At 32.4% G+C, this 10,829-nt stretch carries 6 protein-coding genes; 5 read left to right on the plus strand and 1 reads right to left on the minus strand.

Annotated features, from left to right (window positions below):
• Window positions 1–263 precede the first annotated feature (263 nt).
• On the minus strand, window positions 264–2,045 hold the full coding sequence (locus PVV63_RS08085; RefSeq protein ID WP_273791426.1) for a glucan ABC transporter ATP-binding protein/ permease: 1,782 nt from the start codon (window positions 2,043–2,045) through the stop codon (window positions 264–266).
• 206 nt (window positions 2,046–2,251) lie between these two features.
• Between PVV63_RS08085 and PVV63_RS08090 the strand changes: the two genes are divergently transcribed.
• The 5 genes from PVV63_RS08090 (at window position 2,252) to PVV63_RS08110 (ending at window position 10,163) form a co-directional block, all read left to right on the plus strand.
• On the plus strand, window positions 2,252–3,235 hold the full coding sequence (locus PVV63_RS08090) for an RluA family pseudouridine synthase (RefSeq protein WP_273791427.1): 984 nt from the start codon (window positions 2,252–2,254) through the stop codon (window positions 3,233–3,235).
• A 793-nt stretch (window positions 3,236–4,028) separates the two neighbouring features.
• Window positions 4,029–5,048, plus strand: a complete 1,020-nt coding sequence (locus PVV63_RS08095; RefSeq protein ID WP_273791428.1) for an ATP-binding cassette domain-containing protein — start codon at window positions 4,029–4,031, stop codon at window positions 5,046–5,048.
• Window positions 5,023–5,847, plus strand: a complete 825-nt coding sequence (locus PVV63_RS08100; protein WP_273791429.1) for an ABC-2 family transporter protein — start codon at window positions 5,023–5,025, stop codon at window positions 5,845–5,847. Before PVV63_RS08095 ends, PVV63_RS08100 begins: the two co-directional genes overlap by 26 nt.
• Window positions 5,831–6,619: an ABC-2 family transporter protein gene (locus PVV63_RS08105; protein ID WP_273791430.1), complete on the plus strand. Its 789-nt coding sequence runs from the start codon at window positions 5,831–5,833 to the stop codon at window positions 6,617–6,619. Before PVV63_RS08100 ends, PVV63_RS08105 begins: the two co-directional genes overlap by 17 nt.
• A 3,184-nt stretch (window positions 6,620–9,803) precedes the next feature.
• The gene (locus tag PVV63_RS08110) at window positions 9,804–10,163 is read left to right on the plus strand and encodes a hypothetical protein (RefSeq protein WP_273791431.1); all 360 of its coding nucleotides are present in this window, start codon (window positions 9,804–9,806) and stop codon (window positions 10,161–10,163) included.
• The last annotated feature ends 666 nt before the right edge of the window (window positions 10,164–10,829 follow it).

Raw genomic sequence — 10,829 nt, forward strand, 5'->3', positions numbered from 1 at the left:
GACGGTAAAACTGGAAATTGTTTTTACCTTTACATTTTCCCTAAATGAGAATGTATACTCGTCAATATGCACAGATATAGGAAAATATTTTTGTTCTAATCTAGTAAAATTGCAATAGCAGAGAAAATACTAAACTGTTTTAATATTTTTCTTAAATACCTAAAATGAATTGTGGCATTTTTAGAAATCTCTTTACTTGTATCATATATAAGAACTCTTGTTATCTTGAGGAGGATTTTTTTGCTTGAAAAAGAGTATCAATTTTATGATGCTATGGCTTCATGTAAGGGGATAACATTTTCTCCTTCTCTTTCTGGTGGTTTGATTGTTAAACCACTTGCCTTTAAAAAATTAGAGAAACGTCCCCCTTTATCGATCAATTCTTGAAAGTTTCCTTTTTCCATTAAGTGACCATGATCCAGAAAGAGTATCACATCAGCATTGCGTACTGTTGAGAGGCGATGTGCTATAATAAAAGTAGTGCGGTTATGGCTTATGCAATCGAGAGCATCTTTGACACGTGCTTCTGTTTCAACATCAAGAGCGCTTGTTGCTTCATCTAGAATGAGAATAGGGGAATTTTTTAAAACAGCGCGTGCAATTGCTAGTCGCTGTTTTTCTCCACCGGATAATTGAGATCCTCGTTCGCCCACCATTGTGTTATAACAATCAGCTTTTTTTAGAATAAAATCGTGAGCTTCTGCTATTTTTGCTGCTTCATAAAGTTCTTCATTTGTTGCGCTCGCTTTTCCTATTGAAATATTGTCATGAATAGTACGGTTGAAAAGACCCGAGTCTTGAAATACTGTTGCTAGAGATTTGCGTAAAGATTCGCGATTGATTGAGCATATATTTATTCCATCAATGGAGATATGCCCAAGGGTAGGGTCGTATACGCGCTGCAACAGATTGATCAATGTTGTTTTTCCAGCCCCTGTTGGCCCTACAATTGCAACAGTTTGTCCTGCTTTAACCTCAAAGGAAATATCAAAAACACCTTGAGAAGAATTGGGGAATTTATAGGTCACGTGATGAAATTGTATGGCGCCTTTAACATTTTTGAGGGAAGGAAGATTTTGCGGTTCGTTGATATGAAAGGTTGAGTCTTCCATTTCAAAAAATTCTTGCAGTTTTGCTTGTGAGGATATTGCACAATTAATAAAATTGCTCATTTGGTCTAGGCGGCTAATCATGAGTTGTGCAAATCCAACAAAAGCAACGACTTCACCTACTCGTAATTGATCTTTTGCAACAAAAAAAGCTCCAAGGAGAAGAACACAAACGATTGAAATTGTTGAAGCCATTCGATTTAAGCCACTGGCGAGCGCCCACCAATTGAGAACAGGATTTTGTGCTTTAAGCAGAGCATTTGTATGTTGATGCAGTATAGAAGCTTCTTCTTTTATTCGGTTATAACTTTGTACAATGGAAACATTAGAGATTGAATCACTGACATGTTTAAAAAGGTTGTGGTGGTAGCATTCCACAGCGGCTTGTCCGTCTTTTGTTTTTCGCATCACTAAACGTGCAATTAATACGTAGGTGATGGCAAGCACAACCAAGACTATTGAAAGACGCCAATTCATATTAAACGCTATGGGGATGAGAACCAATAAGGCGACAAGCGTTGAGAGGTGTTGGCGCATAAAATCAAGCCATATGGTTGACATGGAATCTATTGCGCGCAAAAGTGTATGGAGTGCGTTGGAAGTTCCACGTTGTTGATGCCAAATTAAAGGCATGGCAATGATACGTTCAAAAGATTCCGTTAAAACCGTTAAGCGGCGTCTATGGGCTAAGCGGTCAGCACCGCGAGCAACAAGGACATAAGCAATAATATGTGAAAGTCCAAAACAAACCCAAATGGTAAGAGTAGGAATGATAGCTGATTTTTCTGAAATAGAATCAATAACACGTCCGAATAAAATAGGTTCTGCAATAGTGATAATAGCTAACATAACATTAGCGGTACAGATTAAAAGGGATGCATTTTTTTCTCTATTTAGGTAAGTGAGAACACGTGCATAGGTTTTGAATAAGGACACGGTTAATTATCTCCATTCGCTATTAAGCGTAAAGGCTGTTGATTTTTAAAACGCTTAGTTTTTAGCTAATAAAATTTGGACGTTAAGAAAAGGCAATTTTGGATACTAACTGTAATATGGTGTGATAAAACCAACTAAAATATGAATTTTTGTGTTTATAAAGGCGCAAAAATAGATCAATAAAATTATCAGGTAAGGGAATTTTCATGGCAGGCATAGAAATAAAAAAAGTTGAGGCAGATGAAAATGGAATGCGCTTAGATCGCTGGTTTAAAGTGCATTATCCAGGACTTGGTTTTGGAGCTTTGCAAAAATTGTTGCGTTCTGGTCAGATACGGGTTGATGGTGGACGTGTTAAAGCCGATACGCGTCTTTGTATAGGGCAAGCTGTTCGTATTCCACCTCTCCCTATTAATGACAAGGAAAATTTTTCAATAACGGATAAAACACTTCGTGGGCAGGATGATGGGACCGTTTTGAAAAAAATGCTGCTTTATGAAGATCCAAAGGTATTTGTTTTTAATAAACCCGCTGGGTTGGCTGTACAAGGAGGCTCTGGTTTAACACGTCATATGGATAGTATGCTTGAGGTATGGCGCAATAAAAAAGGTGAAAAGCCGCGTTTGGTTCATCGTCTTGATCGTGAGACGTCGGGGGTGCTTATTGTTGCACGATCAAGGGGAGCTGCTCAGTCCTTAACAGCTGCTTTTAGAGCGCGAGAAACAAAAAAGACTTATTGGGCGTTGGTTCGTGGCGTGCCTAAAAAAAAGCAGGACAAAATTTCAACGTGGATGGTTAAGGAAATGACTGCACAAGGTGACAAAATGCGTGTTTGTGAACATGGGGAGCCAGATTCACATCATGCGGTTTCCTACTATCGCGTTTTAGATACACGAGGGCGGGCTCTTTCGTGGCTTGAAATGGAACCCTATACAGGGAGAACACATCAGCTTCGTGTGCATGCTGCCCATATGGATCATCCTATCATTGGCGATACAAAGTATTTTTTTTCTGATAGTAATTGGACATTACCAGGAGGAATTCAAAATCGTCTTCATCTTCATGCACGTCGTATTCGTATTCCTCATCCTTCAGGAGGAATATTGGACATTGTTGCACCTTTACCACCTCATATGGTTCAAAGTTTTAATCTTTTGTCTTTTAATGAGAGTGATGCTGAAACAGAGTAAAGAAACTTCATTTGTTCTTTTTGATTGATATAAAATTTTGTCTATAAAGTTGATAAGATGAATAGGGCATCATTTGAAGGAAGTTTTTGATAAGTCAATCGCTATGAGAAAATTATGTTTTTGAGTGATGAAATTTTCGAATATCATGGCTTTCTTTCTACAGCTCTTTATCCATATTGATTGTATTGTTATTTTTTGGATATGGTGTATCGTTTAATAATCTGAGTTTATGAAGCTGCTCCTTTGAATTATCTATAGAGGTCATATTGGGAAGGCGTGTCTGTTGAGGGAGATGAGTTAGATAAAATCTGAAAGATATTTACTAAAATAGAGAAAGCGATTTTAGTTTTTTTATGGGGAATAATGGAGGCGTTTTATAGTAATGCTGAGGAAAAGTAACCTCTCAAAAAAATCCTGTTGTCAAGGAAGTTTGTTTTGTTATAAATGTGGTTTGATATGCTTATAGTATAGATTTATGCTTTGTATCTTTGCTTACACAATGAAGCCTTCTTAGCAAAGTTCTCCTTTCAATGAGCAATTTTTTCTACTTACTTAGTTTATCCAGAAGACTATCTTTCATAAAAGAAGAAATAAGTTTTTAGTATCTTAATGCTTCATTGAAGTGAACTCATCACATTGAAAAAATATCTAGACAAAAAATTGGAGATAAAACGTCAGGCGCGTTTTATTGTTCTAGGGAGGGCTTGAACACTTTTGTTTTTTCTAGTGAACAAAACAGATATTTATTATGGGAACATTCAAAAGGGGGATAAATTGAAATTAGGAGTGACTGATGGGATCATTATTGATTGACGTTAATAACGTCTCAAAAATATATCGCAACATTGACAGAGGAATTGGTTTTAAAAACAAGGTGTTTTCTCTCTTCAAGCCGGTTTATACAAATCATCATGTGTTAAAAGATATGAGTTTCACCCTCTTTTCAGGGCAATCGTTAGCAATTCTTGGCCCTAACGGAGCGGGTAAATCGACACTGATTAAAATACTTTCTGGTATACAATACGCTGATGAGGGATGTGTTAAAGTCCTTGGTGTTGATCCTTATAAAGCGAAGAAAAATCTGTTCAAGTCTTTGGGTGTGGTCTTTGGTCACAAGAATTGTTTATGGTGGGATTTGCCCTTACGCTACAGTCTGGATATGGTTCAACCATTATATGGTCTTGAACGCTCCTCTTTTACCCGTGATCTTAAAGAGATCGCTGAGTTGCTGGGTCTTGAGCATATTATGGATAAGCCAGTGCGGATGCTTAGTCTGGGTGAGAGAGTGAAAAGTGAATTGGCATTTAATCTCTCCTTTAGACCTAAACTGTTGTTTCTCGATGAGCCAAGTATTGGTCTTGATATTACATCTAAGCATGAAATCAGGGAGCTTCTTAAAAAACTGAAAAAGGAGTGTGGCACTGGGTATATCATTACAAGTCATGATATGGGAGATATTGATGGATACGTCGATGATATTATTCTTTTGCATAAAGGAAAGAAACAGTTTCATGGTAATCTTCATGCGCTTAAAAATGTCATTCCTTCTTTGGTGAGAATGACACTTTTTTGTGAACACATGGCTGCACCTTCAGCTGTTGTAGAAAAAATTGATGAGATTGCGTTGAAATTATCTACTCCTTTAAAAGATAAGCACTTTAACGCTGAAGAATACTCGCTGGAGGTTTCGCTGCCCCGTGAGGATTTTGCGCGTTTTGTACGCGAAATTACAACCGAATTGAACTGTACGTTCTCTGTATCCACTCCCTCGCTTGAAGAGATGCTCCGTGTTAAATTTAAAGAATTTATCTAACCACTGCTTTGGTATGTTTCTTTTTGCCAAGAATGGATTACTCACTGTTCTAAGTGATAGAGCAATGTTTTTTACCGATATTATCATTGGGACACTTTCGCCATTTGTTATTCAACTTCTATTATGGAATGCACTTTTCTCTGATACGGGCAACACCATCAATGGCTTTAGCTTTTATGATATGATGTATTATTATGCTTTTGCTTTAGTCCTAGGTCGCTTAAATAATGGTTATAATGTGATTAAGTTTTTCTCTCATCATGTTAAAGAAGGTCAATTAGAAGTATATATTACAAAGCCCTTTAGTTATATGACACAAATGCTTTTTACTTTTTTAGGGGAGAGTGTATTATATAGCATCCCGTTATTGGCTCTTTTTGTTGTTAAGCTTGTTTTATCCTATGAAAATATTCTGGGATTGGTCATCGCTTTTCTGTTCTTTTTTCTGGTTGTTATTCTATCACAATTGCTTTGTTTTTTACTCTCTTTTGGAATTGCCTTATTAAGCTTTTGGGTGATTGAGTACAATATATTACTCTCTTTCAGTATTCTCAGTTCAACGCTTCTTGGGGGTGTTCTTTTACCACCATCTTTTTGGCCGGTGTGGCTTATTCCGCTTATGCAATTTAATCCTTATCGTTTCATGATATCAGCTCCTGCCGAGTTTTTCGCGACGCAAAATTTAGCGTTGTTTCAGCAGTTTATTTTCGGAAGTTTTACTTATATTTTGTGTTTTTTATTCTTAATTTATATTGCTTGGAATAAAGGGATGAAAGCATATAATGGAGCGGGTGGTTGAGATGAAAATAATCCTTCATTTTATCAGTTTGAATATCCGCCGACAGATTGTTTATGGTAAGAATTTGGCTGGGGAGTTTATTCTTTCTCTATGCTATTATTTTATTCAATTCATATTTATTGATAGAATATCTTCTTTTTCAGGAAAGATCGGTAACTATAGCAGAGATGAAATCCATTTTATCTTTGTTGTCTTTGTTTTACTTGGAATATTTTTGAATATTTTTACTAATTCTATTGAAACGTTTTTTGAAAAAGTAGCGGATGGTAAAATTGAACCATACTTGATAAAGCCCGTTTCAATCTGGTTGTTGATGTTGTTTGGTTGGTGTAAACCTCTTAATCTGATCAAGCTCTTTGTTCTTTATGTTAGTGCCTATTTATTTGTATCATTACCGAATATATCCGATCTTAAGCTAAGATGGATCTCTTTTATTGTTGCAATATTTTGTGTTTTTATTGTCAATATTTGTTTTTTCATGATGTTTAATTTTGTAACATTTATTATTAGCCGTAAGATGCCTGTCGAATATTTTCATGAAATGATTTACGAGCTTTCATTTGTACCAATAGGAATTTATCCTTTAAGCATCGTAAAATGGCTTTTGTTTATGCTTCCTATGGCTTTTTCTGCTTCCTTGCCTGTGTCATTGTTGCTTGGTAAAGGCGAATGGAATATTGGATATCTTCTGTTGAGCGCTTTTCTTTCCATGGTCATGACTTTCATAAGTTATAAGAAAACAATGCGTAAATTTAATGGATTAGGGGGATGAGATGAAAGTCAGCATGATTATAAAAGTAAAAAAAATTGAGTGAATAATTCTATCGTACTGTAAAATATCGTTATTTATTCTGGCGATATAAGGCATGTAAAATTTACACACGAGGATTTTTTATTAGACATATTGATGCATAAAATCGGTTGTATTTCCATAGCTATGAGCAAAGAATTTACAACAGAAATCATAGAGTTAAATTTCTTGGTTTTAGATCAGTTTTAGTTTGAGTTTAGATGGCAGCTTGATGACAAAAGCCAATGGTAAGATGGTGTACAATATTAGTAGTGCTTTCTCATCCGAGCAAAATTTATTTTTGTTGCGTTTATAGTGCTAAAAAATTGTCAAAGATGGGTAATTTTTTATATGTGTAGAATGTGGTTATTCGTGCGGATTTTGTTGGTGCATTCAATATATTATTACGTGGATGAGTTTTTGCTTAAACAATAAGAAAATTGATAGAATAAAGCTTTTAAGTTGCTCAATAGAAAGCTAAGAGCTGTGCGAAACAACATGATAGTAATTATCAAGATAACGATCACATAGAGATTTTCAGCATGCTGAGTAGGCAAAATTCCATCAATAATTGCTTGAAAAATAAAAGGATTCACCAAGTCAAGTAGCTGTAAAACGATAGCAATAAGATTAATTTCAATAACGTAATAAATATATTTCTTTGTTGTGCGAGTAAATCAAGAGAAGGTTCTTAATTTTTCTTATGCAAACTCATTTTAATTTATGATTTTGTTAAGAGAAAGAAAAATATAATGTGTTATATTTTAATAGTATTTGCAAATATTATTATTGTTTGTACGGTGTTTTTATTTTATTTTAATTTAAAATTAGGTTTGACAATTGTCTAAAACGCGTAATAATCTAATCTAATCTAATCTAATCTAATCTAATCTAATCTAATCTAATCTAATCTAATCTAATCTAATCTAATCTAATCTAATCTAATCTAATCTAATCTAATCTAATCTAATCTAATCTAATCTAATTGTATCGATATGATGCGTTTTTCTATAAAAGAAAAAGGAGAGTTCAAGCTCATCACGTGCTTCAGGTAATTCATGCCGTCCTTCGGGTTATTATTGGGATACAATAAAATCTACAGGACAAACAGGAGTAATGATAGTGGCGCCTGTTGGGACAGTTGGAGGTGCTGTGCTTGGAGGAATCGTAAGTATAGTGGGTGCAGTTGCAATAGAAAATAGATGGTATAGTTCCTGTTAATCGTAGCTGCTGCTGCGGAGGGAGCTATACTAAGAGAAGCAGTAGGCAGCACTATAAATGGTGCTCTAGTAGGGGGCTTTTAGAGTTGTGCATCATTTTTATAATTGTGTACGGTAATTTATAGAATATCTGCAATATATCTCTAAAATCATAATAATTTTGTAGATATGTTAATGAAAAATATGTCTAAGCAATATTGTTAGAATATCTTTTAATGGTATATTATTTATAAGTCTATATATTTTAGTTCAGAAATTTTAAGTGTTATAGATACTTTAAATACTATTAATATTATTAATAAATTGATTTAAATTATATTATGCTTCTAAAGCGCATATTAAAAATGATATTATAAAAAATCATCAATAATATTCATTTTATTTTTTATAGTATTCTTTATTTAAGTATCTTTCTATAGAGATTATGAGATATGTTATTAATAAAGTTATGTTTTTAGATTTGGCCAAAAAAATAAAGAGAAATCCAGACAGCTTCTTTTTCAATAAACAAAAATAATGCTTTAATTTGATGTTGTAAAATAACTGATAACGATCATATGTTTTTGATTATCAGTGATGAAAATAATGTGATTTTTGATATAGAGATTGAAAAGATTGAGAACTTTTTCGCGTATCACTCATATTTTCTTACCAAATTTTTTGAAAAATTATATAAAGCAAAAAAATAAATTCTGTTAAGTTATTAGCATTTATAATGAGTTTTTTATTTTCACAGTTTTGTGATTGTTTTTGCATTTAACAATGCATTAACAACATGTGTGGTCCATTTTAAAGTTTTGTTTAAAATTACATAAGTAAGTTCTATTTTGATTTGTTATTGCATCGCTCGTATTGATGTATAACAAAAGCGTTTGAGACAATATAAGATCACAAGAATAAATTTTTAATTGGGTATATAAACTACCGATTGCTTACAGATAAAAAAATCTATGCATATCAAAGTTACGTAAGTTTTTTCTCTTCAAAATGTGTATTTGAATTAATTTTTGTGATTGATAGCTTTACTACGATGAAAATACTTGTGAGTTTATTGGTATTCATTAGATACCTATGAATTTTACATATCGATTCAAAAATATAGAATAATATAATTTTACGATTATTGTGGAGTTCATTTTGATAAACTGAAAAACATAATGCTGAGCATTACAAATATTTGCAAAAATGCTTTTATTAGGTGTTATTTTGTTTCTTTATAGTTTACATTTTTTATCTTTTTAACCTTGGTTAGAGAGAGAATTTGTATTCATTATCTATTTCTCTATTTTATTTTGAATGCGTGGAGCACTATTAATATCAAAAAGTAATGATCGTGGAAGATAATGAGCTTAAACTGAAGTTATTCTGCGTTTCTGTAGAAACGAATTGTCGTAAAATCGTTGAAATGTTTAATGGCTTTATGGATTAAAGTTGGCGGTTTCATCAATATTATCTCTTATCTTATCTCGTTTAGCTTTTCTAATCAAAGAGCGAAATTTTTGTTTACGCTAAATTTTTACTCGGTTAGCTATTTCCTCTCAACATACAATAAGAAAAAAAAATTAGCTTACTGTATGCTAGCAATATAAAAAATCCATTATGTGTAATAAAAAAGACAATTTAGTAATATTTTTTATGTTGTGATTTAAAAATGTTGTGATTAAGAAAATCAATAGTTTTGAAGAAAAAATACAATTTAAACAATAATATAATCATATTATTGTAATAAAATTTTATCATCTAATCAGTCAGCTTAAAACAAAAATAGAATAATTGACAAAACAAATTAAATATGGAAAGAATAAAAATATAATACAAAATAATAATTATTTTTGTATTATATTATCATTCTCTTCTCAGTAGGAAAATATGAATCATCGGTAGATGATGTGATGTTTTCTGTTTAGAGAGTAAGGTTTTATTAAATATTGTAATAGGTTATTATAATGAGAATATTTAAACATTGTATATCATGTGTTGTTGCAGTAGCTATTTTCTTTTCACAAGTTTTAGGAGCCAATGCCGATTCTTTAAATGGTAGATTTCAAAACGCTGATTTTATTTCTGTAATGAAACAAGAGAATAGAGTTATTAAAACTGTTAAGGCGATTATTAGTCAATTTTCGGAACAAAGCAGAGAAAAAGATGTCCAAAAGGTGGCTGGTTTGATAGGAATGGAGCCAGCGATTTTTGGTTTAATCGCATTTCTTGTATATTTCTTTACTAGAAAGCCACCGGATCCTAGAAAAAGCGCAGGTGAAAAAGCATTCACTGCTTTTACTCGAAGTGCATGGGCTCTTAATTAAAAATGTTGATTTGATGAATTTTAAATTATTCTGTTTTTGAATCTTTTATAATTAATAAACCGTGATTTCTAATCACGGTTTAGCTATTTTTATATTTATTAATATGCCCATTAAGCTTTAAGTTTTTAGGCTGTACTCTTTTTTTAATATTATTACAGAAATACTTTATTGTACATAATATGGTCTTTTTGAGGTTTAAAATTTTTAATCATTTTATCTTGGTTAGAAAGAATGTGTATTTATTTCTATTTCTCTAAGTCGTAGAATTATATTAATGTTAGAAAGTTAGAATCTTGAAAGACAATGAACTTTATTAAAATTATTCCACGTTCTTGTAGAAACGAATGGCTGTGAAATCTTTGAAATGTGTAATGGCCTTATGGCATTAGATTTGGCGCGTTCACCAAAGTTATCCCTTATCTTACTTAATTTAGCTTTTTCAATCAAAGAGCTAAGTTGATACTTACGCTAATTTTTGCTGGGAAAACTATTTCTTCTCAATCTATACTAAGAAAAAATTATTTTAACAGAATATTTCAATAAAATATTTTTTTTGTTTTTTGTAAATTTTAAAAATATTTATCTTACTATATTATACAAAAAATAAAAAACATTACGTGTAACTAAAAAACAATATATTGATATTTTTATGTTATAATATCTAAT

This window comes from Bartonella sp. CM31XJBT, assembly GCF_028618555.1.
Taxonomy (GTDB): domain Bacteria; phylum Pseudomonadota; class Alphaproteobacteria; order Rhizobiales; family Rhizobiaceae; genus Bartonella.